Here is a 25019-nt window from a genome sequence, read left to right as displayed (position 1 = left end):
GGGGAAACGTCATGAACCAGACCGCGATCTTCTGGCCGGTTCTGGCGCATGTGCTGCTGATCTACATCGTCTACGGCGTGTTGGGTCGTCGCAGATATGGCGCAGTCAAGTCAGGCGAGGCCAAGGTTGGTCAATACAAGGTCCGCTCGACCGAGCCGGCTTCCAGCGTCACCGTTGCCGCCAATCTCAGCAACCAGTTCGAACTGCCGGTGCTTTTCTATGTGTTGTGCCTGACGCTGCATGTCACCAACGGCGTCAACTATCTGACCCTGGCGCTGATGTGGATTTTTGTCGCCTCGCGCTGCTTCCACGCCTGGGTTCATCTGACCAGCAACAATCTGCTGCTGCGCAGCCGCTCTTTCTCTTTTGGAGCCGTGATTATCCTGTTGGGCTGGATCTGGTTCGCCCTGCATCTGCTGGGTGTGGCCTGAGATAGAGTCACGCCGAGGTCGCGGTCCTCGACATCAAGCGTGCCGCATGGATTTCGATCCTCCGTCGAAATCTATGCTCGACCGCCCATGCGATGAACGCGGCAATGGCCACCACGGTGCAGAACGCTATGCCTATCCGGACATACGGGGAGCCGATCCACGGAGCCAGCCATCGTATGATTGCGACACCGACATTCTGGTGCAGAAGATACAGGGGAAAGCTGATCAACCCGATGTAGCTCACGCCTCGCCAGATCTTGATATCGCGCAACTGAACCCCGATGACACCAAGAATTGAAAGCGTGATGACCCAGGCACTGAATGATGAGTCGCCCCACAGCTTGATGACGACCACCAGGCACCCGGCCGTCACGACCGTCTGGACAGCCCGGGTCGATCGCCTCGCCGCGATGCCCATCAAAAAGAAGAGGCTGTAGGGGAAGAAAAAATAGGACGTGGCGATGCCCTTGAAGGGATAGACCAAGGCCTGATGGTCACTCCACAACCCTGAAAACTGTGCAATCGCACCCAGAACGGTAAAGCCGGTGAAGAGTGCGAGAACACGATCTGGCCAGAGATGGAAGATCAGGCCGAACACAAAGTAGAATTTTGCTTCCTCAAGCAGCGACCAATAGGCGCCGTCGACAAGCGGCGTTGGAACAAACAAGGGTACCCAACTTGCGTTTTCCAGGCCGTCGAGCGCTGAAACGTCTCTGCCCGGAAGCCCCAAAGCCGCAACCACGACCAGCGTAACCGCGATGCAGGCGATGAGCGCGGGCTCCAGCCGCGTAAATCTCTGCAGCCAGAACATCCACACGGTTCCAGCCCGCTCGGCTGTCATCGCGATGCAGTAGCCGCTGATGATGAAAAAGAGGTAGACACCAACCACCCCTTGCCACGGCAGTTCCATCTGGTGATCGAACCGGATGTAGTCGGCGGGGAAGCGGGACGTGTAGTGGAAGATCAAAACCAGCATCACGGCGATTGCGCGCAATGCGTCGATCACCTCGTATCGTCGGTTCTCATCCTGATCCGAACCCATCGGCCAGAAAGCCTCTAAAGGTCGAACACCGCGATCTTGCGTTTGTCGAACTTGATGCCGATCTCGCCGCGCACCAGCTTCAGCGCCTGTTCGCCGAACACGGCACGCCGCCATCCTTGCAGCGCCGGCACATCGGCGTCCTCGCCCTCGGCCGCGATGTGATCGATGTCGTCGCTGGATGCCAATACTTTCGAGGCCACGCCCTGCTTCTCGGCAATGATCTTGAGCAGCACTTTCAACAGTTCCGCCGCGGCATTTGAGCCTTCCGGCGGCTGAAAGTTCTTCGGCAGTTTCGGCATCTGCTCCTTGGGCAAGGCCAGTGCGGCATTGACTGCCCCAAGCAGGGCTGTCGCCGTCGAGGAGCGCTCCCAGCCCTTGGGCGTGGTGCGCAGCTTGGCAAGCGCCGCCGCGTCACCCGGCGCCTGCTGCGCCACCTCGTAGATCGCGTCGTCCTTGAGCACGCGGCCGCGCGGAACGTCGCGTTCCCTGGCCTCGCGCTCGCGCCATGCCGCCACGGCCTGCACGATCGCCAGTTCCTGGGGCTTGCGCAGCCGCATCTTCAGCCGCTTCCAGGCGTCTTCGGGATGCGGATCGTAGGTCTCGCGCGAGGTCAGCACATCCATCTCTTCGTTCAGCCAGTGGGCGCGGTTTTCCCGTGTCAATTCGGCGCTCAGGTGCTGATAGACCTCGATCAGATGGGTGACGTCGGCCAGCGCGTAATCGAGCTGCTTGTCGGACAGCGGCCGGTGGCGCCAGTCGGTGAAGCGCGAAGATTTGTCGAGCCGCGCACCGGTGATGCGCTGCACGAGCTGGTCGTAGGAAACGCTGTCGCCAAAGCCGCAGACCATCGCGGCGACCTGTGTATCGAACACCGGATGCGGCACCAGATCGCCGAGATGGACGATGATTTCGATGTCCTGCCGGGCGGCATGGAAGACCTTCACCACCGCCTCGTTGGCCATCAGCCTGAAGAAGGGCGCCAGGTCGATGTCAGGCGACAGCGGATCGATCAGCGCCGTCACGCCTGGGGCCGCCATCTGGATCAGGCACAGGATGGGCCAGAAGGTCGTTTCGCGGATGAATTCGGTGTCGACGGTGACGAAATCCGACTTTTCGAAAGCGGCGAGAACGGTCTCGAGTTCTTTCTGGGTGGTGATGACGTGCATCAAATCGCTTTTGGCAGGAGTAAGGTCTTCCTAGATTTCAGCCGGAAAGGCTTTCGTCAAGCTTTGGCGCCTCTATCATGGGCTTCCCGGGTCGTCTGAATCACCATTCCGTCTGGCCAGCCGCGCGAAAATGGTGGAGGTGCGCAACAGAGCGGTGAAGCGGCTGCGTTTGCCAAGGGGCACGCCGGACCGGGCCTGCATGCGATAGAGGATGACGGCGATGAAGATCGCATAGACGATGGCGCTGAACACGAACAGCGCGCTCGGCCCGAAATACTGCATCGCCGTGGAGGCCGCGAACGGACCGCCAATGGCGCCGAAGGAGTAGAACAGCATCAGCGCCGCATTGATCAGCACGAACTCGCCTGTGTCGGCGCGGTCGTTGGAATGCGCGGCCGACAGCGAATAGAGCGGCATGGCGAAACAGCCGAAGATGAAGATGATGACGAAGTTGAGCAGCGGATTGCTGCCGGCGATGAACACCAGCGCCAATGCCGAAAGCATCGCGCAGCAGGTCGTTATCAACAGCACCCGGCGCCGGTCCCAGCGGTCGGACAGATAGCCCAGCGGATACTGGATGATGGCGCCGCCGAAGATGCCGACGCTGACGAAGGTAACGACATCGGCGACCGACATGCCGATCTGCTCGGCATAGACCGGTGACAGGGTGCGAAAGGCGCTGTTGGTGACGCCGACGGCAATGCAGCCGAAGCAACCCAGCGGCGAAATGCGCCAGACGCGCGCCAGGTCGAGCTTGACCTCCTCCGGCGGTGTCGGGTTGGAGCGGTCGCCGAGTGACACCGGCACCAGCGACAGCGTGATCATGATCGACATGATGGCGAAGATGGTGAAGCCGCCGGCGCCGAAGATCGGAATCAGGAACTGAGCGCCGGTTACGGAACCGGTGTCGACCATCCGGTAGATCGCCAGCACGCGTGCGCGGTCGTGATTGCTGACGCCGGAATTCAGCCAGCTTTCAACGATGGTGAACAAACCGGCGAAACAGAAGCCGCCGGCAAAGCGCACCGCGCACCACATCACCGGATCGAGGACCAGCACCAGCAGCAGGGTGCCGGCCGAGGCGATCGCGGCCAGCGCCGAAAACGCCCTGATATGGCCGACCGCCTTCATGATGCGGGTGATGGCCAGGCAGCCGAGCAGGAAGCCGGCGAAATAGAAAGTGCCCATAAGGCCGATGTCGGAAGCGGAAAACCCCTCCTGCGCGCCGCGCAGCGCGATCAGCGTGCTCTGCAGCCCATTGCCGCCAAGCAGGATGCCTGCGGCGAGAAGAAGCGGGATCAGCGGGCGGATGGAGGACATGAAAGGCGATCACGTATCAGTGATCCCTTCTTGAACCATTGCCTCCATCAATGCCAGCGGCAATTCCCGCGCTGTTCAGGATGCGAGCCCACGGATTTAGAGAATCGCCGGATGCGATTTGACAGATGCCTTTCCATTCAGCCCGCTCCCGGACAGTGCCTGCGGGGAATGAACGTTCTGCGCCCGGGGGTGTCGACGGTCTTCAGCCGCCGTCTGGCAACCGTATCCACAACATCCTGCTAAACGTCGCTGAGGATAGGCATGCAATCTTCAACGGCACCTCGCTCGAAAGCCTTGGGCGGACCGAACCGCATGGCTCAAGCCGACATCGCTATCGCCGGACACTACATAAAATCCGCCTCGAAATTTTAACGAATCACACATCATGGCGCTAAACGCTAAATTATCGCATGTCATGTATCGTCTGCTTTATAACAGGGGGCAGGGACATGAAAATAAAAACAACAATATATGCGGTTTCCACGGCAGTATTGCTGTCTGGAAACGTACAGGCGTCGGATTTTTATTCTCCGGCTTACGTAAATCAGATCGGATCCGGTTCGTATTCGCGCTCATTCGCAACAATGAGCACGGAAGATATCGTGAAGCCAATGTTCCAGGTGGCTACGGCGATGTCTGCCTTGCGGCCGAGCCAAGGCAATCTCGGATTGGTCTGGCAGGATGGCGATGCCAACAATGCCTCGATCACGCAGGATGGCGTCGGCAATGTCGGGCTCATCCGCCAGATCGGCTTGGAAAACACCGCCTCCATCACGCAGAGCGGCTCAGGCCATCAGGCGCTGATTTTCCAGCAGGGACGCGGCAACGTGGCGATCATCCACCAGCGCTGAATTCGCCAACTTCAAGCAAAAGGCCGGGTCTTCCCGGCCTTTTCGATTCCAGTTGGGGTTCAGTTGCCCGTTCCGTTGACGGGAGGCAGATCCGTCGGATCCGGATTGGGCTGCGGGATGCCACCGAAATCGGGGAAATCGATGGAGAATCCCGGAGAGCCGCCACCCGCCGTCTGCGCCGTCGCCTGCGAAAGCAGCCAGTTACCGTTCAGCGGATCGCCGCCGAAGGTCGGATTGACCGGCTTGTAGACGAGTTCCGACGCCGTGGAGGTTCCGATCGCGGCGATTGCCGCGATGCCAGCGGCGAGCACGATGGTGCGTAACATAGTCAATCTCCTTCTTCACTAGGATCAATCAGCGGCCAACCGCATCACTTCTTGGGAATGACATACATGCGGCCCGGAACGATGACGACGACCGCATTTTGCAAGCCGCGAAGGCCCGTGGGCATTAGGTAGTTTCCGGATTGTGGCGTCTGGATTGCCAGGACGGTAGAATTGCTGGCATTGGTCACATCGAGAGCGCCTGCGAGGTCGTTTCCCTTCTGCAGGAAGGCTACGCTGTTGTTGTTGCCAGAAACGCCGACAAGCTGGAAGTTCCGGTCGCCCTGGCTGGCCTGCAGCACATTGTTGTTGGTGCCGCCCTGTACCAGCAGAAGCGCGGAGTTGCTGCCCTGGATCGACTGGACCGCGCGGTTGTTGCTGCCGGCCTGGTTGATCGAGGACAGGTTGCTGGCGCCGTCGATTGAAGACATGGCGTGGTTGGTATCGCCGATCTGCGCGATCGATGTCGTGGTCTGCGCCTGGCCCAGGATGAACGGGCTGATTGGCTGCATCAGCACATTGAGCGTGGCCTTGGCGTCCGGCGAATTCTCGACCAGCAGGTCCTCGGCCGAAGCAGACGCTGCAACCAGCGCAAGGACCGAAACGGCCACGGCGCGCCCAAGCGCCTTGCTCCATCTGCCCAGTTTACCCATCTGTCTCTCCTTGCGCTGCCCGTAGGCGTGCGGTTGCAAGCTTGTCAGGTCCGGGTGCCCGGCGCGTCGAAGTCGATATTTTCCGAGAGCCGGCATAGTTCCGTGCCTCCGGATGTGGCGATCATCTCGATGCTGATGCTGCTCGGCTGTCCGATGGCGATCAGGTTGTTGCCCGGGAAACTGACGGTCTGGCTGGTGAAATTCGTGTTCGTCCCCGACCGCCCATGCACCGTGATGGCGAACTTGCCGGCGAGGCTCTCGCTCGTTTCGATAAACGGCCTGATCCTCGTCATGGCGCCGCTTTCGATCGTGACGCCGCACTTCACGACGCGACTGTCGAGGATCCTGGCGTCAAGGGTCTGGCTATCCATGGAAAAAGCACCGGTGTTGCCGCCGAGAACAAGGGCACTTGCCAGAAAGCCGGTATTCCAAGCCATCCGCAGCCTCCCTTGCCTATCGGGTTGAAAGGGATGTGGGGCGCCCGAAGCGCCCCACATCGTTGCAAGCCTAGTTCTGCACGACCGCGGCGACATTGCCGCGACCGGACTGGAAGACCAGCGAGTTGTTGCCGCTGTTGTGCTGGGTGACGGAGGCGATGTTCGGGTTCGACCCGGCACCGACGCCGTTCTGCAGCACTGTCGAACTGTTCGAGCTGCCGTCCTGGATGATGTAGGCAAAGCTGTAATCACCGGCCTGGGCGACCAGCGACGACTGCGAGGAGCCCGACTGCAGCACCGAGGCACCGGAGTTGTTCGCATCCTGCACGATCAGCGACGAACTGCCGGTCCCCGACTGGGCGGTGACCGCCCAATCCTGGCTACCGTGCTGGATTGTCGCCGACTGGTTGTTCGACCCCTTCTGCGAGGTGATGGCCAGGTTGCTGTCACCGATCTGGGTGGTCAGCGACAGGTCGGTCGAGGCCACCTGCAGGTTCGCCACGTCGTCAAGCGAGTCGATGTTCGTCAGATCGAGATCGCCGGACTGGGTGGTGAAGGCCTGGTTGTGGTTGCCACTCTGGATCGTGCCGGCGGCCGAAGCCACGGCGGCCTGCTGGGTGGTCACGGCCAGGTTGCCGTTGCCCTGCTGGAAGGTGCCGGCGAGCACGCCTGCCGTCAGTTCCTGCGAGTTGACGGAAGCATTGCCGTCGCCAACCTGAATGCTGGCCGCCAGCGAAGCCGCCGCGCCAACCTGAGAGTTGGTCGCGAAGTTGCCGTCACCGTCCTGGACGATGGCCGCTGCCGACGCGATGGTCGGAACGACGACCTCAGGAAGCGCGTTGCCAACCGACTGCAGCCCAGCCACCGCAGCCGCGGAGAGCGAGGGGCCGACCAGCGCATTGGCGGCGGCCAGAAGCGCTGGGCTCGCTGGTGAGTGGTTGGACTTCTTCCAAGCCCAGACCGACACCGTCGCATGAGCCGTCACGTTGCCCGGAATAATGACCTTGCCGACCTGGCTGTTGGAGCCAAAGTTGCCATTGCCGTTCTGGATGACCGCTGCGATCGATTCTTGAGCAGGCGCATCGTCGGTTCCGGTCAGACCGGCATTTGACCACTGCAATCCGTACTCATAAGTATCTCCAAAGAACCCAAACTGCTTGAACTCTCCAAGCTTCTGACTGCCATTCGGCAGGCCCAGGGTAACCGTCTGCGAATTACCTTGGGTGTTGAACGCCTGGTTGTTGTTGCCGACCTGAACGACAGCCGCAGTGACGCCTGAGCTGCCGTTCTGCTGGGTGTTGACGGCGCCATTGCCGTGGCCGTACTGCGCGATGAAGGCACTCGAGTCCTGAACGCCATTCTGGACGTTGAAGGCGAGATTGGTGGCGCCTCCGTCACTACCCTGCAGGATAAGCGCCGAGCTGCCGTCGACGTTGGTCTGTGTGTTGGCGGCAAGGTTGGCGCCTGCCGACGTGCCGAACTGCACGATAGCCGCGCTGGAGTTGGTGACGCCGGTCTGGGTGTTCGCACCGACGTTGCCGGTGCCGCCCTGGACGATCAGGGCCGAGGTCGGATCGACACCGTTCTGGTCGTTGAGCGCGACGTTGCCGCTGCCGAGCTGGACGATGGCCGCGGATGCTTCCGTCGAACCGCCATACTGCAGGTTGGTGCCCTTGTTGTTGTTGCCGGCCTGCACGATGCCGGCCGAATTGTCCTTGCCACCGGTCTGGACGTTGTAGCCTTCATTGCCGTTTCCGGCCTGGAGGATGCCTGCCGACAGGCCGGCGTGGGTCGCATCGGCGGCCTGGATGTTCGACCCGGTGTTGCCGTCGCCGAACTGGGCAATGACAGCCGTGTTGCCAGTGTCGTCCGCATATTCGGTGGTCAGGCCCGTCTGAACGTTGCCGGCGATGTTGTTGGAGCCGACCTGGATGATGCCGGCCTGGTTGTTGTACCCGTCCTTTTGGTAGTTGGCGGCAGTATTGGTCGAGCCGAACTGTGCGATGCCCGCCTGATTAGGCAAGCCCGCCGAAACGAGGCCGCCATTCACCTGGGTGTTTGAGGCCGTGTTGTGGTCGCCGCCCTGCACGATGGCAGCGTTCGCGAATGTGCCGGCCAGCGGCGATGCCCCGGTCTGCAGATTGGCGGCGGCATTCGATGTACCGAATTGGGCGATAACCGCGTTGTCTTTACCTGTGAGGTTCTGCGTGTTCGTAGCGACGTTCGAGGTGCCGAGCTGCACGATCCCGGCATTCAAGTCAGCTCCGACCTGTACGTTGGATGCAACGTTGGTCGTGCCGCCCTGTGCAATGCCGGCATTGTTGTTGCCGCCTTGCTGGAAGTTGACGGCGATATTGCCATCGCCGGCCTGGATCGTTGCGGCATTCAGCGTGTCACCGGGGATATTGGGCGTGACGGCGGTGTAGACCGACTGCGTATTGCTGGCATAGTTGCCGTTGCCACCCTGAACGATCAGGGCGTTCGAATTGATGACGGTATCCTGCGTGTTGACCGCTCCGTTGCCGGTGCCGGCCTGGATGATCGCGGCGGACGTCGGATCGACGTTGGTCTGCACGTTGGCCGCCACGTTGCCGGTGCCGCCCTGCACGATCAGAGCCGTCGCATCGGAGCCCCCGGTCTGCGTGTTCGCGGCCAAGTTGGTGGCGCCGACTTGCACGATGCCGGCCGTGTTACCCTGGCCGCCTGTCTGCAGATTGACGCCACCATTGCCATTGCCGACCTGGAGGATGCCCGCCACGTCGACCCCACCGCTGGTGTCGCCGACTGTGTCGTTCTGCGTGTTGATAGCCTGATTGCCATCGCCGAATTGTGCGATGCCGGCCTGGTTCTCGTTGCCGCCGGTCTGCGAATTGACGGCGCCATTGCCGGTGCCGCCCTGGATGATCAGCGAGTCGTTGTACCAGCCATGCAACTGAGTGTTGCCCGCGACGTTGGTCGAGCCGCCCTGTACGATGCCGGCAGCGTTGCCGGTGCCGTAGGTCTGGGCATTCCCGGCACTGTTGCCCGTACCGCCCTGGACGATGGCCGCGGACGCCGTGGACGGGTTGTTCTGGACATTGAGCCCGGTGTTTCCGCTGCCGACCTGCAGGATTGCCGCATTGCTGTAGTTCGGGTCGATCTGCACGTTTCCGGCCGTGTTGCCGGTGCCGAATTGCGCAATACCGGCGACGTTCTGGATGCCGAAATTGGCCGAGTTGCCGCTCTGGGCGTTTGTTGCCGTGTTAAGGCCGGGACCTGTGCCGACCTGAAGGATGTTCGCCGAATTGTTCTTCACGCCGGTCTGTGAGTTCCCGGCGAGGTTGGCGTTCGGATTGCTGCCATATTGGGCAATCAGCGCATCCGAATCGACGACATTGGTCTGGACGTTTGCGCCGGTATTGCCGGTGCCGCCCTGGATGATGAAAGCCGAGGTCGGATCGACATTCGTCTGATCGTTGAGGGCCACATTGCCACTGCCGATCTGAACCACGCCTGCCGAAGCCGCGACAGACCCGCCGTCCTGCAGGTTGGTGGCCTGGTTGCTATCGCCTTGCTGCAGGATGCCGGCGACATTGCTCTTGCCCGCGTCCTGGGAATTGAGGGCCGCGTTGCTGCCACCATTCTGAATGATGCCGGCCTTGTTGTTGCCGCCCTCGATCTGCGCCGTCTGCAGGTTGGTGGCGCCGTTGCCATTGCCGTTCTGCAGGATCAGCGCGGTCGCGCCAGTGGTGCCGCCGTCTGTCGAAACGTCGTTCGCGGCGCCGACCTGGCTGTTGAAGGCGGTATTGCCATCGCCATTCTGGACGATGCCGGCGACGTCACCGAAGCCGTTCTTCGAATTGTTCACCGCGTTGTTGCTGTTGCCGACCTGCAGGATGCCGGCCTTGTTGCCGGTGCCGAGGTGGCCGCCGTCACGGCTAAGGTTCGTCGCCGTGTTGTTGTCGCCGAACTGGGCGATGGCCGCGTCGTTGTCGGTGCCGCCTGTGTGCAGGTTGTAGCCCTTGTTACCTTCGCCGCCCTGGACAATGGCGACCAGACCACTCGTGCTCGAATCCTGGCTGTTGATGCCGAGATTGTCTTTGCCGACCTGCACGATGCCGGCCTCGTTGCCATGGCCGATATCATATTGAGTGATCAACGGACCAGTGTTGTAGGCGTCGATGAACTGGCTGTTGTAGGCCTGGTTGTTCTCGCCGCCCTGCGCGATGGTCGCGGTGGAGCCTTTCTGTTGGCTCTGCGCGTTCGACGCAACGTTGTTGGAACCGCCCTGCAGAATGCCGGAGAAAGAATCGGAGGCGGTGACATTCGGACCCGACAGCTGCGTGCTGAAGGCATAGTTGCCGACCTTGTTCGAATCCGGATTGAACTGGATGATGCCGGTGTCGTTGTGGCTGCCTTGCTGCTCGTTCTGAGCAAGGTTGGCGTGACCGCCCTGGAAGATGGCGCCACGGTTGTCGCCGGTCTGCAGGAATCGGTTGACCAGGTTGTGGTCGCCGAACTGGGCGAGGCCGGCGATGTTGTTGCCGGTCTGGAGAAACACCCCGCCAATGAAATTGGCATCGCCGAGCTGCTCTACGCCGAGAAGGTTGGTTCCGGTTTGCGCTACCGTCGGGTTGTTGGAACCATCGAGCGGCAGGAAGAAGTTGCCCGTACCATGCTGGTAGATAAAGCCATCGTTCGAGCCTACCTGCGACAGGTAAGCGAAATTGCTGTTGTTGAGCTGGCCGATGAAGGCGGTGTTGTCGGCCAAGGCGGCTCCCGCCATCGGCATGATCGCGGCGCTGGCCAAGAGACCGGCGCGGAAAAGTCTGGAACGTGTCATTCGATAATCCCCCTTTGATGGAGCTCTAGAAGCAAACCATAGACCCAACCTGACCGCCCAAACGGTCAGGTTCCCAAGCGTCAGCTAATACGCATTTTCAGAGAAGCGCAAGTCTAATTTGTTAAAAATTCGTTAATAGGTAAATGGTAGGAAGAGGAATTGGCGAATCACCCGCGCGAATCGTGGATTTAATCCAGACATCTCGCCGGAATTGGAATTTAAAATTTTAACAATACTTTTGAGTTGTCTGTACTTGCGATTGTCAATTTGAAGAGATCGTGTGGGATCCGGGTGGCGACGACCTCAGGATCCGGGTCGCTCTGTCTTCGCATAGGTCTTTGCGAATTCGCCGATGAGTGCCGGGGCGCGGCTTTGGTCACTCAGTTTCCAGAGGCCTTGCTTCACTCCCTGTACGATGAGGGAATAGACAGCGAGTTCCATTCCTTCACGCACCGCCAGGTGGCCCGGGTCGTTGTAGGACGTTCCGATCTCGGCCTCGAGCAACTCCGTCGGCGCGGCAAATGTATAGGCGCCACCGCGAACCTCGAAGGAATAGATCTGCTTGGACGTTGTCGTGGAGACAAGTATTTCGCCGGTCTGCACGCTCACGGCCCGCAGCGATATGGTCACCAGATCGGACCGGTAGGTTACATCGCCGCCAATGCCGAGATAGCGCGCTCCCGCACCTCCGGTTTGCTCGTTCGAGTCATAGCCGACAATGCCACCTTCCAGGATCAGGCCGGCAAAGCGAACAGGAGGAAGGTTGGGCAGTCCCTTCCCGTAAGCACGCTGTGTGTTCTCAATCAGGGTCCGTTCCTGGACCAGGTTCTTCAATCCGCCGCGCTCGACCACCCGGAACCAGTTGCCGCGACCTGCGGATTTCAACACATCGATGAGGATGTTGGCACCGCCTTGCGTCACCGCGCGACTGTACTCTGCGAAGTTCTCGTTGGGCTTTGCTTGCCCGGTCAAGTCCGGGAAATCGTAGACGGCAACATCCACAGGCACGGCCGGTGCGGGAACATCGGACAATCTATGGGTTGTCTTGGTCAGGGATTCGAGATGAGCGGGAGGTGTCGGCAGTTGTTGGCCGGTTTGGCAACCTGACAACACAAGGCCAGTGAGGGCCAAAAGGCCCGCAACCTTGAATGAATGCATTTATATTCCCCCCACGCACGTGACCGACTAAATCCGGCCACTCCTGCGTTAACGCCCTATTAAGCATTAGCGTTTCGCCTGGGGGGTTACAAGAGTATTTGCTACTTTAGCGCGATTTAACGTTAATTTGTGGCTGACTTTTTTTGAAATGGGCGGTTTTCGAGGCTATAAAACATATATTAGCAGCAATTAAATTAGCTGTAATTCACCTTTTATTTGATCAACGCTTCACGACACCACGACCGACTGTCGGCATCTGCTTGTCGGCGTTTGCGGCCGCCAGTGCCAACGAAACACCAGGGCCGACATTGGGATAGGCAAACCGTTTCCTGGCCGCCAGTTCGTGCGCCCGGCTTTGGGCGGCTGCATTCGGTCGGTTTTTCTGCGGGCGAACGACCGCGGGGCGCGAATCCGCGGGCAGTTGCTGGATATAGGCCGGCCCGGTGCCCGTGCTCATTTGTTGTAGCCCCTGGCCGCCTGTGCTCTGGTCAAGCTGGTTGACATAGGCATCGGCCGAAGCGGCGGATACGGCCATGATACTTGACATGGCGAGGATGAACGCCTTCCCGAAAAATCGATCCAAGCTGAAACTCTCCCCTCGGTTCTTGCTCTACAAGTGTTGTAGCTGGACGAAATTCTATTGTCCTGGCCAGAAAGTCGTCCCTCGATGACACCCTGTCAAGCTGGCTGTCGAAGCGGCTGGCTGTTCTGCTTGTTTGGCATTAGAGTGGCCTAAACAACTCACTCATACTAAAGCAGGATCTGACGATGATGCGCCCGATTTATGTCTTGTCCGCTCTTTTCCTTACCGCGATGTCCGTCCCGGCCTTTGCACAATCCCAAGGCCGCCAGGGCCTGGACACGATCGTCGAGCCGATCGTACCGGAACGGCAAATTGGCCTGCCCGACAAGGCACCGTCCGATCAACAGCCCGTTTTGAATGCTCCCTTAGCCGCACCGCGCGCGCGAAAAGCGGAAGCTCCTGCCGCTCGCGAGGCTCAGCCGGCCAAGGCGGCGTCGGTTTTTGGGACATGGAAGACAGAATGCTTGGAAAAAGCGGCCAAGCCGAATTGCCAGGTCATCGTGCGTTCGGCCGTCGGCGATCAGATCGCGCTGGTGTTGGGGATTGCCAGGCCGGCGAAAGGCGGCGCCCGGATGCAAATGGCCGTGCCGCTCGGTCTCGCCATCGAGAAGGGCGTGACGATCAAGGTCGGCGCGTATAGCAACGCCTTCCCGATCAGCCGCTGCACGGCGCAAGGATGTCTTGTCGAGGGGGAGGTGCCGCAACCGCTCATAGAGGCCTTGCAGAAAGGCACCGATGGCGCCGCACTCATCTATTCGTCGGATGGCCAGGCCATCAAGCTGCCATTGCCGGCAAAATCCTTTGCCGAAGCCTACGCATCGATCAGCACCACCAACTGATCGGACGGTGGTGGCGCATAACGCTGCGTGACTGACGAACCCGCCTTGGCTCCATGATGCCAGAGGCTCGGGTGGGTGAGGGCGCGCGCGGGTGCTCGCCTTGACAAATCCGGCCTCCCATGCGCTTTTCGCGCAAATTTTGGGCCGGGCTTTGATGCTTCGGCCTGCCACCCAGCACCCCGGACTTTACCAATGACCATGCACCGTTACCGCAGCCATACCTGTGCCCAGTTGAGAAAGAGCGATGTCGGCTCATCCGTTCGCCTGTCGGGCTGGGTGCATCGCGTGCGCGACCATGGCGGCCTGCTCTTCATCGACCTGCGTGACCACTACGGCCTGACCCAGATCGTCGCCGATCCCGATTCGCCGGCCTTCAAGGTCGCCGAGACCGTGCGCGGCGAATGGGTCATCCGTGTCGATGGCGAGGTCAAGGCGCGCTTTCCGGAGACGGTCAACGCCAACCTGCCGACCGGCGAGATCGAGATTTTCGCCCGCGAGATCGAGGTGCTGTCGGCGGCCAAGGAATTGCCGCTGCCGGTGTTCGGCGAGCCGGACTATCCCGAGGACATCAGGCTGAAGTACCGCTTCCTCGACCTGCGCCGCGACACGCTGCACAGGAACATCGTGGCGCGCACCAAAATCATCGCCGAGATGCGCAAGCGCATGAACGATGTCGGCTTCACCGAATTCTCGACGCCGATCCTGACTGCCTCGTCGCCGGAAGGCGCGCGCGACTTCCTCGTCCCGTCGCGCATCCATCCCGGCACCTTCTACGCGCTGCCGCAGGCGCCGCAGCAGTACAAGCAGCTGATCATGGTGTCGGGCTTCGACCGCTATTTCCAGATCGCGCCCTGTTTCCGCGACGAGGACCCGCGCGCCGACCGTCTGCCCGGCGAATTCTATCAGCTCGACCTCGAAATGAGCTTCGTCGAGCAGGACGACGTGCTCAATACGATGGAGCCCGTCCTCCGCGCGGTCTTCGAGACCTTCGCCAACGGCAAGCCGGTGACGCAGAAGTTCCAGCGCATTCCCTATGATGTCGCCATGCGCAAATACGGCTCCGACAAGCCGGACCTGCGCAACCCGATCGAGATGCAGGCCGTCTCCGATCATTTCCGCGATTCCGGCTTCAAGGTGTTCGCCAACATCCTGGCCAACGACCCGAAGGCCGAGGTGTGGGGCATTCCCGCCAAGACCGGCGGCAGCCGCGCCTTCTGCGACCGCATGAACTCCTGGGCGCAAGGCGAGGGCCAGCCGGGGCTGGGTTACATCTTCTGGCGCAAGGAAGGCGACAAGCTCGAAGGCGCCGGCCCGCTCGCCAAGAACATCGGCGAGGAGCGCACCGAGGCGATCCGGCAGCAACTCGGCCTTGCCGACGGCGACGCCGCCTTCTTCGTCGCCGGCGACCCGAAGAAGTTCGTCTCCTTCGCGGGAGCGGCGCGCACGCGCGCCGGCGAGGAACTGAACCTCGTCGACCGCGAGCGCTTCGAATTGTGCTGGATCGTCGACTTTCCGTTCTTCGAATGGAACGAGGAGGAGAAAAAGATCGACTTCGCCCACAACCCGTTCTCGATGCCGCAGGGCGGCATCGACGCGCTGAACGGCGAGGATCTGCTCGGCATCAAGGCGTTCCAGTACGACATGGTCTGCAATGGCTTCGAGATCGCCAGCGGTGGCATCCGCAACCACCTGCCCGAAACCATGGTCAAGGCGTTCGAGACGGTCGGGCTGGACCGCGCCACGGTGGAGGAGCGTTTCGGCGGCCTCTACCGCGCCTTCCAGTACGGCGCGCCGCCGCATGGCGGCATGGCGGCGGGCGTCGACCGCGTCGTCATGTTGCTGGTTGGCGCCAAGAACCTGCGCGAGATCACCATGTTCCCGATGAACCAGCAGGCCTATGATCTGTTGATGAACGCACCGTCGGAAGCCTCGCCGCAGCAGCTTCGCGAACTGGCCCTGCGCGTCGCGCCGACCAAGAAGGACGCCTGATCGCGGGCTTCGGACCGCACTTAAAGAACAGTCGGAACCGATTCTTTCGATTCACTAATCCAAAAAAATAGCCCGGCATCGCTGCCGGGCTATTTCGTATCTTGAGGCCGTTCGATCAGTCTTCGTTGGCCTTTACGGCCACGCCGAGCGTCTTCGGCAGATCGAGCGGGTTGGACATGGCGCCTGCCATGATCAGCGCGAACGGCACCGATGCCGGCGGCTCGGCCGAGATTTCGAGGCTCTTCGGGTCGTCCAGATATTTGCTGACCGCTGCCGTCACCTGCGCCGTCAGTTCGGGATTGTTGAGCTGCGCCATGCCGAACGGCACGATCGCCTTGGCCTGGTTGGCGATGTCCTTGGCCGACATGCCTTGCTGCTTGCCGACATATTCCAGCACCTTGCCGGTCAGCGAATCGTCGTCGAAGCGGATCGAGGCGCTGTTGAAGGAAAGCTGCTGCAAGAGGCCGAGCATGGCCATGCCTTGCGCCGAATTGTCGGCGCCTTCCGGCTGAGCCGCCATCTTCTTCTGCATCTCCTGCAGCGACTTGACGAAGTCCAACGTATAGCCGCCGAGATCGAAGGTCATGCCGAGCGTGCCCGCATTTTCGACGGAGATGTCATATTTCGACAGTTCCATCTTGCCGTCCGAGGGCTGCCAGGTGCCGGCCATTGCGAGATTGCCGGAGATGTTCTGGTAGCCGAGCGCGTCGATGACTTCCTTGGACTTGGGATCCTCGACCAGCGAGAGATCGGCCGTGAACTTTTCCGTATTGCCGGTGAATTCCATCTCCTTGCCGTCCGCGGGCGGCGTGATCTGGATGGCAAGCCCGTCCATCGAGAAGGCGGTCTTGTCGGCGACCTTGACCGTCATGTTGGAGAGTTCGGCCGACTTGTACATCAGCAGCGAGCCCAGCGGGCCGGTGGCGCCTTCGGCCGGAACCGTCATGTCGTGGATGACGAAGGGGCTCAGGTTGAGGGTGACGCCATCCTTGCTGTGTTCGAAGGGGGAGGTCGAGACGGTGCCGATGTCGTAGCCGCCATCGGCCTCGGTCACGCCCTCGAGCTTGACGTCGCCGATCGGCAGGGCTTCCTTTTCCGCCGCCGGTTTGATGGACACGCCCTGCAGCACCATGCTGGTGTTGTCGCCGGTCACGCCGGTCCAGGAAATGTTCACGCCCTGGGCCGCCAGCGCCGCCTTCAGCCGATCGGCAACGGCCGCGTCCTGGGCAAGGGCCGCATTCAGCGGCAGTGTGAACAGGAAGGTCGAAAGAGCGAATTTCCGGAGAGTTGAGCGTTTGATTGTCATCGCAAGGTCCCTGAGAGTGTCCTGAAATTGTTTTTCAATTCTTCGCGCCATCACCATTCCGTGACGAACTGGACGGGAAAAAGGCATGTCCCGGCACAATGGTCAAAAATCGCGGTGAAAGGCAAACCCGATCCGAACGCCATTTGAGAATGCGGTGAATTTGGCATGAAGGTCGGACCGTCGAGCGTTATCGTGCTTCGCAATAGATGCGGCGTGTAACAGATTGATGTTGGCCGGCAAGTGCGACCTTGCGGTTTCCTGTTGCAGAAAAGCACGCAAGTCGACCGGCCGGGCGCGCGCCTCTTGCCGCGAATCACCCGCTCGGCTAGTCCCAGCCCATGGGAAAAAGGCTTTTGCCGCCTCAAGATGGCGGTGGCGATCACATCGAACCGGTCGATCTGAAGAAGGCGCTGGAAGAGCGCTATCTTGCCTATGCGCTGTCGACCATCATGCACCGGGCGCTGCCCGACGTTCGCGACGGACTGAAGCCGGTCCACCGCCGCATCATGCACGCCATGCGCCTGCTGCGTCTCAACCCCGACCAGGGCTTCGCCAAATGCGCGCGTATCGTCGGCGAGGTGATGGGCAAGTTCCACCCGCATGGCGACCAGTCGATCTATGACGCGCTGGTGCGGTTGGCGCAGGATTTTTCGATGCGCTACCCCCTGGTCGACGGTCAGGGCAATTTCGGCAACATCGACGGCGATAACGCCGCCGCCATGCGCTACACCGAAGCGCGCATGACCGACGTGGCGACCGAATTGCTCGCCGGCATCACCGAGGACGCCGTCGACTACCGGCCGACCTACAATGAAGAGGACGAGGAGCCGGTGGTGCTCCCCGGCGCCTTCCCGAACCTCCTGGCCAATGGCTCATCCGGCATCGCGGTCGGCATGGCGACATCGATCCCGCCGCACAATGCGGCCGAGCTCTGCGACGCGGCATTGCATCTGATCGAGCATCGGGATGCGTCGGTGGCGAAGTTGATGGATTTCGTCCAGGGCCCGGATTTCCCGACCGGCGGCATCATCGTCGACAGCCGCGCCTCCATACTCGAAGCCTACGAGACCGGCCGTGGTGGTTTTCGCGTGCGTTCGAAATGGAGCCAGGAGGACCAGGGCAGGGGCACCTGGAGCATCGTCGTCACCGAAATCCCTTATGGCGTGCAGAAGGCGCGGCTGATCGAAAAGATCGCCGAGCTTCTGATGGCGCGCAAACTGCCGCTGCTCGAGGACGTCAGGGACGAAAGCGCGGAGGATATCCGCGTCGTGCTGGTCCCCAAGAGCCGTTCTGTCGATCCGGGCATCCTGATGGAATCGCTGTTCAAGCTGACCGAGCTTGAAAGCCGCTTCCCGCTCAACATGAATGTGCTGTCGCGCGGCAAGGTGCCCAATGTCCTGTCCCTGAAGGGCGTGCTGCAGGAATGGCTCGACCACCGCCGCGACGTTCTGATCCGCCGCTCGAAACATCGCCTCGGCGAGATCGAACGGCGGCTGGAAATCCTTGCCGGTTACCTGATCGCCTATCTCAACATCGACGAGGTGATCAAGATCATCCGCGAGGAGGACGAGCCCAAGCAGGTGATGATGGCCCGCTGGTCGCTCACCGACACCCAGGCTGAAGCCATCCTCAACATGCGCCTGCGCGCATTGCGCAAGCTGGAAGAATTCGAGATCCGCAAGGAATTCGATGGCCTGAGCGCGGAGAAGAAGCAGATCGAGGCGCTGCTGGCGTCCGATGCCAAGCAATGGTCGACGATCAAGTGGGAAGTCGCCAATCTGCGTGAAAAGTTCGGCCCGGAGACGGAAATCGGCAAGCGCCGTACCCAGTTCGCCGATGCGCCCGAGCACGACCTGACCGATATCGCCCATGCCATGATCGAGCGCGAGCCGGTCACCGTGGTGGTTTCGGAGAAGGGTTGGCTCAGGGCCATGAAGGGTCATCTGGCCGACCTTTCGACACTCACCTTCAAGGAAGGTGACAGCTTGAAGCTCGCCTTCCATGCCCAGACCACCGACAAGGTGCTGGTCTTCACCACTGGCGGCAAGTTCTACACCATCGGCGCCGATCGGCTGCCAGGCGGACGCGGCCATGGCGAGCCGATCCGCATCATCGTCGACATGGACAATGACCAGGACATCGTCACCGCCTTCGTCCACGATCCCAAGCGCAAGCTCTTGCTGGCCTCGCATGACGCCAACGGCTTCATCGTGCCGGAGGAGGAAGTGGTCGCCAACACCCGCAAGGGCAAGCAGGTGATGAACGTCAAGGCGCCGGACGAAGCCAAGCGCTGCGTGCCGGTCACCGGCGATCATCTCGCCATCGTCGGAGAGAACCGCAAGATGCTGGTGTTCGCGCTCTCCGAAATTCCGGAAATGGGCCGCGGCAAGGGCGTGCGGCTGCAGAAATACAAGGATGGCGGCCTGCTTGATCTCAAGCCGTTCACATTGGAGACGGGCTTGTCCTGGCAGGATTCGGCCGACCGCACCTTCACAAGGTCGCGCGAGGAACTGGCCGAATGGATCGGCGCCCGGGCATCGGCAGGGCGTATGGTGCCAAAGGGTTTCCCGAGGACAGGCAAGTTTGGGTAGCTGAGCCTTCTTCCTTCTCCCCCTGTGGGAGAAGGTGGCCTCGCGAAGCGAGGTCGGATGAGGGGTGCTCCAGCTTGGCACCAACGTCTCACTCCGCTGGAACACCTCTCAACCGTCTCGGCGCTACGCGCCGATCCACCTTCTCCCACAAGGGGAGAAGGAAGAGACGCCACCCAATCATTTGGACTATCGTCACGATTGCTGCACTATATCAGTGCATAACGGAGAAGGGTGTTTGGGAGACACGGGCGTTTGAAGGAATCCAGGATCCAGAAACCGGAACGGCAGCAGCGCCTGTTCGGCCTGTCGACGCCGTTACGGTCGGCTGTCATTCCGCCGCTGTCGGCGGCGCGCTGGCTGCTGGTGCTGATCGTCGCCGCGGGCGTCTACTTCTTCCACGGCTTCCTGTTCCCGGTGCTGGCCGCGCTTGTCATCGCTTTCGCCAGCTGGCCGCTCTACCAGCGGCTGCTTGCCGGCGTTGGCGGTAACCGCACCGTCGCCGCCACCTTTGCCATCCTGTTCATCCTTGCCTTCCTGGTGATACCGATCGCGCTTGCCGGCACCTATGCGATCAACGAGGTGCGCGAGTGGGTGGCCTGGGCGATCGAGACCAACCGGCATGGTGCGACCACGCCGCACTGGATCGCGACCATGCCTGTCATCGGCGACTGGCTGAACGAGCAATGGACGACCAATTTCGGGCATCCCGGCGGCATTGGTGAACTGATCCAGCTGGTCAGCGGCGCCAATATCGGCAGCATCTATCGTGGCGCGCTGGCCGCCGGCGGCAGTGCCTTTGGTCTGCTCCTGACGTTGCTGTTCATGATGATCGCCCTGTTCTTCGCCTATCGCGACGGCGAGCATTTTGCCGGCCAGGTCGACCGCCTTGGCGAGCGAATCCTGCCGACCAGATGGGAGCGGATTTCGCGCGTCGTGCCGGCGACGATCTCCTCGACCGTGACCGGCATGACCGTCATCGCCATAGGCGAGGGGCTGGTGCTGGGCATTGCCTACTGGCTGGCCGGCGTGCCGTCGCCGGTGACGCTCGGTGCCCTGACCGGCGTCATGGCGCTCATCCCCGGCGGCGCACCTTTGTCCTTCACCCTTGTCTCGATCTACCTCGCGGCCAGCGGCTCGCCCATGGCCGGTCTGGCGCTGTTCCTATGGGGTGCGGTCGAACTGTTCATCGTCGACAAGACGCTGCGCCCGAAGCTTGTCGGCGGACCGATAAAACTGCCTTTCCTGCCGACCTTTTTCGGCCTGATCGGCGGCGTCAAGACCATGGGCTTCCTCGGCCTGTTCATCGGTCCGGTGCTGATGGCGCTGCTGGTCGCCATCTGGCGCGAGTGGCTGCGCGAGGTGGAACTGGTCGACGAGTTGGCCGCCGGCTCGGCGACCGAGATCGAGGCCAGCCCACAGATCGAGGTCCTGCCGGAACCTGGCGCGGCAAAGAAGGCCAGCGCCTGATCCCGAAACGCGACTTGCGCCAGGCCCATCAATTACAATTTAGGCTGGATGGTGCACCGCAAGGTCACCCCGTTGCCTACGACCATCATGCAATTGCCAGAGCGAATGGGCGACCAGCGTGACGATCAGGATCGCGCCGCCGATCAGGCTATTGCGGGTCGGTGCCTCGGCAAAGATCATCCACACCCAGACGGGCGCCAGCACCGTTTCGAGAACGTAGAACATCGCCACTTCCGGCCCAGAAATGTATTTCGGCCCGGCGGCAAGACAGAAGAACGAGATCGGCATGATGACGGCGCCGTTGAAGATGATCCACCACGGCGCGTTCACGTGGAAGCCTTCGCCCGATACCATGAAGGCTGCCAGCGCCATCGGCAGAAGCACGCCGACAAGTGAGGTGAAGCCCATGTCCTTGCCGCTGGCACGTGAGATGGTGATGGCCACCGCGATGAAGAAAGCCGAGCACAGCGCCATGAAATCGCCGAACAGCTTGCCGGTGCCGACCGACCCACCGACGATGACCAGCACGCCGAGGATCATGACCAGCATCGCCACGATGGTCACCAGCCGTGGCCTTTCCCGCAGGAATATCCAGGACAATAGCCCTGAGAACACGGTGTTGAAGGCCAGGATGAAGACGAGATCGGCGGTCGAGGTGTGATAGACGGCGGTGACGAAGGTGATCCCTGTCAACCCGTAGCATATCGCAACGATCAGGCCGGACCAGCCGGGAATGAGCGGCGGGGCGTTACGGCTCAAAGCCCGCCAGACCGACCAGATGACCATGGCGGCGACGAATGTGGTGCCAGTGCGCAGCAGCATGATCGTCCATGCGCCGCCGTCGGCGAGACGGATCAACGGTATGTCGACAGTCAGCGTCAGTCCGCCGATGGCGGTGATCAAAAGACCCTTCTGGTGGTCATGGTGGGAAGGCATGCAGGAACTTTCGCAATGAAATGCAGGCTGGCGGCTGACCGGTGCAGTAGCGCACTCTCTCCAGCCAACCGGCTGAAAGACCAGCATCCCCTGCCTTGAAACTGTTTAAGCGCGGATCGTGGAAAAACTCAGCGTGAAACCGCTTCGTTGGTGTAGCGCTCCCAGCCCTTGGGGCCGAGATGCTCCTGCGGCATGAAGCGCATCTTATAATTCATCTTGCGCGAGCCGTTGACCCAGTAGCCGAGGTAGACATGGGGCAGGCCCATCGCCCTGGCGCGGGCGATGTGGTCGAGGATCATGAACGTGCCGAGCGAACGCTCTTCGAATTCGGGATTGAAGTAGGAATAGACCATCGACAGGCCGTCGGCCATCTTGTCGGTGAGCGCCACCGCGATGAGCTCGCCCTGGCCCTTGCCGGTGATGAAGGTGTCGGGTCCGCGCCGCCGGTATTCGATCACCTTGGTGTCGACATGGGTGTCCTCGACCATCATTGCGTAGTCAAGCACCGTCATGTCCGACATGCCGCCGCGGCGGTGGCGGGCATCGAGATAGCTGCGGAACAGCGAATATTGTTCGGTCGAGGGCTCGGCATTGTGCATGGCGCCGACAAGGTCGGAATTGTGCTGCAGCACGCGCTTCATGTTGCGGCTGGCGGTGAATTCCTGGGCGAGGATGCGCACGGAAACACAGGCGCGGCAGGTCTCGCAGGCCGGCCTGTAGGCAATGTTCTGTGAACGCCTGAAGCCGCCTTGCGTGAGGAGGTCGTTCATCTCCGACGCCTTGTCCCCGACCAGATGCGTGAACACCTTGCGCTCGAACTGGCCGTCGAGATAGGGGCACGGCGACGGCGCGGTCAGGAAGAACTGTGGCGACTGGGTCGGATGCTGCGTCATCTAAGTCTTGGAAACGCTCCTTCGAGTCGCTCTACCTTTGGCGCGGAAAGCGAAAAATTCAACAGGATTGTGAAGGCACGTGCAAGCTGATGCCTTCACATTTGCGCCGACAAGGCGGGGAACGCTTCCGGAAAACGCCTCAACGGCCGGTACGGCTGACCACCGTGCCGAGCAGAAGGTCGTGCAGCGTGCGCTTGCGGTCGGAGAACAAGGTCACCAGCAGGACCAACGGCGACAGGATGACGTTGCCCGCCCAGAACAGCACTGAATGGACGACCGCGGTCAGGCCGTCGATCGGCCGGCCGTCGAGACGGTCGAGGCGGATGCCCATCATCTTCATGCCGGTGGTCGCCTGGTCGGCGCTGCCCAGCGTGTTCCAGATGTAGAGGATGGCGACGGCCGGCACCAGGACGCCGAACAGCATCCAGCCAACGCCAAGCGTCAGAAGCCCGAGGAAAAACACCAGTATGGCGAAGGGAATGGTGAGTAGGGCGACGATGATGTAGTCGAGCACGAAGGCTAGGATGCGCCTTGTGCGCACGCCCTCATAGGCCCTGACGTCGTCAAGCCGGGTGTTGATGATTTCGCCGTCGAGAACGCGCGCGTTCATGTCATTTCCTCGTAACAAGGCCCGACATAGGGTGCGGACCGCTCGATGATGAAATGGTGAAGGCTTGCGGCGGAATCAAGGTCGAGCGCTTCGAGGAACGCGAAGTCTGAAAGCCGTGCTCCACGATCTGAATCGGTTGAATTTGCCGCGTGGATGGCATTAGCTTGGGCGCAACAAAGCGTCCTGGGGCAGAAGTGAGGGGACGGGCACTATGGACTACGACATGCTGGTCATCGGCAGCGGCCCCTCCGGACGCCGCGCCGCGGTGCAGTCGGCCAAACTCGGCAAATCGGTGCTGGTGGTCGATCGCGGCCGGCGTCTCGGCGGCGTCTCGGTGCACACCGGCACCATTCCCTCGAAAACGCTGCGCGAAACAGTGCTAAATCTCTCGGGTTGGCGCGAGCGCGGCTTTTATGGACGCGGCTACAGGGTCAAGCAGGACATTTCGGTCGGCGACCTGATCGAGCGCCTGCACAAGACGCTCGATCACGAGGTCGAGGTGCTGCAGCACCAGTTCATGCGCAACACCGTCAAAAGCGCCCGCGCTGCGGTGAAGTTCCTCGGCCCCAACAAGGTCAGCCTGACATCGGACAATGGCGATTACAGCGAGGTCGGCTTCGCCAACGCGTTGATCGCGGTCGGCACCAGGCCGCACCGGCCGCGCGACGTGCCTTTCGACAAGACCCGTGTCTTCGACAGCGACGAGATGCTCGAGCTCGACCGCCTGCCGCGCACGCTGACGGTGATCGGTGGCGGCGTCATCGGCGTCGAATACGCCACAATCTTTTCGGCGCTCGATGTGCCGGTGACACTGGTCGAGCCGCGCAATTCCATCCTCGATTTCGTCGACCGCGAGATCGTCGATGATTTCATCCACCAGATGCGCGATCGCGGCATGACGATAAGGCTGGGCAGCGCGGTGAAGGAAATCCGCTCCAAGCCCGAGACCGCCGAGGTGGAGCTGGCCGATGGCCGCACCATCCGCTCCGAGGTCGTGCTTTACGCCGCCGGCCGTACCGGCAATGTCGGCAGCCTGGGTCTCGACGTGGTCGGCATCGAGGCCGACTCCCGAGGCCGCATCAAGGTCGATCCGCAGACCTTCCAGACAAGCGTGCCCAACATCTACGCCGCCGGCGATGTCATCGGCTTTCCGAGCCTTGCCTCGACCTCGATGGAGCAGGGCAGGGTGGCCGCCTGCCACGCCTTCGGCGTGACATTGCCGCCGCCGCCTGAAACATTCCCGTACGGCATTTATGCGGTGCCGGAGATCTCGACGGTCGGCCAGTCCGAGGAACAGGTGCGTCAGAGCGGCGGCGCCTATGAGGTCGGTGTCGCCCGCTTCCGCGAGACCTCGCGCGGCCACATCATGGGGGTCGACACCGGCTTTCTGAAACTGTTGTTCTCGATCGAGACGCGGCGCCTGCTCGGCGCGCATATCGTCGGCGAGGGCGCCACCGAGCTCATCCATATCGGCCAGGCCGTCATCAATCTCGGCGGCACGGTCGACTTCTTCGTCAACAACACCTTCAACTATCCGACGCTTGCCGAGGCCTACAAGATCGCCGGGCTCGATGCCTGGAACAGGATGGGGCGAGGCTGAAT

The 25019-nt window shown here is 61.4% G+C and carries 20 protein-coding genes; 7 read left to right on the top strand and 13 right to left on the bottom strand.

Going from position 1 to position 25019, the window contains the following annotated elements; all coding sequences use genetic code 11:
- Positions 1 to 11 precede the first annotated feature (11 nt).
- Positions 12 to 431 carry an MAPEG family protein gene (locus tag FJ977_RS01745; protein WP_140767997.1) on the top strand — a complete coding sequence of 140 codons (420 nt, stop codon included), beginning with the start codon at positions 12 to 14 and terminating at the stop codon, positions 429 to 431.
- A gap of 7 nt (positions 432 to 438) precedes the next feature.
- On the opposite strand, the gene FJ977_RS01740 is transcribed toward FJ977_RS01745, so the two are convergent.
- From FJ977_RS01740 to FJ977_RS01730, 3 genes are all read right to left on the bottom strand, one after another.
- Positions 439 to 1473, bottom strand: a complete 1035-nt coding sequence (locus FJ977_RS01740; RefSeq protein ID WP_140767995.1) for an acyltransferase — start codon at positions 1471 to 1473, stop codon at positions 439 to 441.
- A 14-nt stretch (positions 1474 to 1487) separates the two neighbouring features.
- Positions 1488 to 2639 carry a ribonuclease D gene (gene rnd / locus FJ977_RS01735; RefSeq protein WP_140767993.1) on the bottom strand — a complete coding sequence of 384 codons (1152 nt, stop codon included), beginning with the start codon at positions 2637 to 2639 and terminating at the stop codon, positions 1488 to 1490.
- A 75-nt stretch (positions 2640 to 2714) separates the two neighbouring features.
- The gene (locus FJ977_RS01730; RefSeq protein WP_140767991.1) at positions 2715 to 3959 is read right to left on the bottom strand and encodes an MFS transporter; all 1245 of its coding nucleotides are present in this window, start codon (positions 3957 to 3959) and stop codon (positions 2715 to 2717) included.
- A 449-nt stretch (positions 3960 to 4408) separates the two neighbouring features.
- On the opposite strand from FJ977_RS01730, the gene FJ977_RS01725 reads away from it, so the two are divergent.
- The gene (locus tag FJ977_RS01725; protein WP_181179491.1) at positions 4409 to 4810 is read left to right on the top strand and encodes a hypothetical protein; all 402 of its coding nucleotides are present in this window, start codon (positions 4409 to 4411) and stop codon (positions 4808 to 4810) included.
- Positions 4811 to 4869: 59 nt separating this feature from the next.
- Here FJ977_RS01725 and FJ977_RS01720 read toward each other — a convergent pair whose 3' ends face one another.
- The 6 genes from FJ977_RS01720 to FJ977_RS01695 all read right to left on the bottom strand — a co-directional run bounded on the left by FJ977_RS01720 (position 4870) and on the right by FJ977_RS01695 (position 12786).
- Positions 4870 to 5136, bottom strand: coding sequence for a curli assembly protein CsgF (locus FJ977_RS01720; RefSeq protein ID WP_140767987.1), 267 nt, complete (start codon positions 5134 to 5136; stop codon positions 4870 to 4872).
- A 44-nt stretch (positions 5137 to 5180) separates the two neighbouring features.
- Positions 5181 to 5786: a hypothetical protein gene (locus tag FJ977_RS01715; protein ID WP_140767985.1), complete on the bottom strand. Its 606-nt coding sequence runs from the start codon at positions 5784 to 5786 to the stop codon at positions 5181 to 5183.
- 44 nt (positions 5787 to 5830) lie between these two features.
- Positions 5831 to 6223, bottom strand: a complete 393-nt coding sequence (locus FJ977_RS01710; protein ID WP_140767983.1) for a hypothetical protein — start codon at positions 6221 to 6223, stop codon at positions 5831 to 5833.
- Positions 6224 to 6293: 70 nt separating this feature from the next.
- Positions 6294 to 11093 carry a hypothetical protein gene (locus FJ977_RS01705; protein WP_140767982.1) on the bottom strand — a complete coding sequence of 1600 codons (4800 nt, stop codon included), beginning with the start codon at positions 11091 to 11093 and terminating at the stop codon, positions 6294 to 6296.
- A 255-nt stretch (positions 11094 to 11348) separates the two neighbouring features.
- Complete coding sequence (locus tag FJ977_RS01700) at positions 11349 to 12203, bottom strand: CsgG/HfaB family protein (protein WP_140767980.1); 855 nt, start codon at positions 12201 to 12203, stop codon at positions 11349 to 11351.
- Positions 12204 to 12423: 220 nt separating this feature from the next.
- Positions 12424 to 12786 carry a hypothetical protein gene (locus tag FJ977_RS01695; protein WP_140767978.1) on the bottom strand — a complete coding sequence of 121 codons (363 nt, stop codon included), beginning with the start codon at positions 12784 to 12786 and terminating at the stop codon, positions 12424 to 12426.
- A 185-nt stretch (positions 12787 to 12971) separates the two neighbouring features.
- Between FJ977_RS01695 and FJ977_RS36600 the strand changes: the two genes are divergently transcribed.
- Positions 12972 to 13625: an invasion associated locus B family protein gene (locus FJ977_RS36600; protein WP_140767976.1), complete on the top strand. Its 654-nt coding sequence runs from the start codon at positions 12972 to 12974 to the stop codon at positions 13623 to 13625.
- Positions 13626 to 13823: 198 nt separating this feature from the next.
- A complete protein-coding gene (gene aspS, locus FJ977_RS01685) occupies positions 13824 to 15614 on the top strand; it encodes an aspartate--tRNA ligase (protein ID WP_181179639.1) in 1791 nt (596 codons plus the stop codon).
- A 115-nt stretch (positions 15615 to 15729) separates the two neighbouring features.
- On the opposite strand, the gene FJ977_RS01680 is transcribed toward aspS, so the two are convergent.
- A complete protein-coding gene (locus tag FJ977_RS01680) occupies positions 15730 to 16920 on the bottom strand; it encodes a hypothetical protein (RefSeq protein ID WP_140767971.1) in 1191 nt (396 codons plus the stop codon).
- A gap of 338 nt (positions 16921 to 17258) precedes the next feature.
- Here FJ977_RS01680 and parC point away from each other — a divergent pair, with 338 nt between their 5' ends.
- Together parC and FJ977_RS01670 are read left to right on the top strand one after the other, a co-directional pair.
- Positions 17259 to 19511 (top strand): DNA topoisomerase IV subunit A, encoded by a 2253-nt coding sequence (parC, locus tag FJ977_RS01675; protein WP_140767969.1) that lies wholly within the window; start codon positions 17259 to 17261, stop codon positions 19509 to 19511.
- A gap of 252 nt (positions 19512 to 19763) precedes the next feature.
- Positions 19764 to 20978, top strand: a complete 1215-nt coding sequence (locus tag FJ977_RS01670; RefSeq protein WP_140767967.1) for an AI-2E family transporter — start codon at positions 19764 to 19766, stop codon at positions 20976 to 20978.
- Positions 20979 to 21017: 39 nt separating this feature from the next.
- Here FJ977_RS01670 and FJ977_RS01665 read toward each other — a convergent pair whose 3' ends face one another.
- The 3 genes from FJ977_RS01665 to FJ977_RS01655 form a co-directional block, all read right to left on the bottom strand.
- Positions 21018 to 21914, bottom strand: a complete 897-nt coding sequence (locus tag FJ977_RS01665) for a DMT family transporter (RefSeq protein ID WP_140767965.1) — start codon at positions 21912 to 21914, stop codon at positions 21018 to 21020.
- A gap of 128 nt (positions 21915 to 22042) precedes the next feature.
- Positions 22043 to 22807, bottom strand: a complete 765-nt coding sequence (locus FJ977_RS01660) for an arginyltransferase (protein WP_010915563.1) — start codon at positions 22805 to 22807, stop codon at positions 22043 to 22045.
- A gap of 139 nt (positions 22808 to 22946) precedes the next feature.
- A complete protein-coding gene (locus FJ977_RS01655; protein WP_056562574.1) occupies positions 22947 to 23417 on the bottom strand; it encodes an RDD family protein in 471 nt (156 codons plus the stop codon).
- A gap of 211 nt (positions 23418 to 23628) precedes the next feature.
- Between FJ977_RS01655 and sthA the strand changes: the two genes are divergently transcribed.
- Positions 23629 to 25017, top strand: a complete 1389-nt coding sequence (gene sthA / locus FJ977_RS01650; protein ID WP_140767963.1) for a Si-specific NAD(P)(+) transhydrogenase — start codon at positions 23629 to 23631, stop codon at positions 25015 to 25017.
- Positions 25018 to 25019 lie beyond the last annotated feature (2 nt).

Origin of the sequence: Mesorhizobium sp. B2-1-3A, from assembly GCF_006442655.1 — a bacterium.
Lineage (GTDB): Bacteria > Pseudomonadota > Alphaproteobacteria > Rhizobiales > Rhizobiaceae > Mesorhizobium.
Note: the sequence above shows the minus strand (reverse complement) of the source record. Positions and strands in the feature narration are given on the sequence as shown.